The 310-nt window shown below is 59.4% G+C and carries 1 protein-coding gene; it reads left to right on the top strand.

Annotation, left to right across the window (positions count from 1 at the left end; genetic code table 11):
• Nucleotides 1-103: 103 nt before the first annotated feature.
• A partial coding sequence (locus AF337_RS31175; protein ID WP_152971257.1) for a hypothetical protein occupies nucleotides 104-310 on the top strand: 207 nt, incomplete at its 3' end.

The following is a 310-nucleotide window of genomic DNA, read 5'->3' as shown; positions in this document are numbered from 1 at the left end:
CTCGTGATGATTGTTGTTGGAGGATAAGATGTCGACCCCATTAGACGACCTAATCAACCTAGCGGAGCACCTTGAGCAGGTGCCGGAGCCTTGGGCGCGAAGCATGACGACCCGCCTTAACCGGTACGTGTCGGGCGAAACGCGCGATGTCGCCGCAGCGCTCGACCTGAAAACACCACCCGGAAAACGCGGTTGGTGCACGGTGTCGCTGGCTGAGGCTTGTGACGCCGCCATTCGGGAAGCCGCTGAGAAATTCTTTCCCACACTGAAACCGAAGCAGCAGGCAGAGGCGCTGGCGATAGCCCTGAAA

This window comes from Rhizobium ecuadorense (assembly GCF_001187535.1).
GTDB lineage: Bacteria > Pseudomonadota > Alphaproteobacteria > Rhizobiales > Rhizobiaceae > Rhizobium > Rhizobium ecuadorense.
This window is presented reverse-complemented; position numbering and strand designations above follow the sequence as displayed.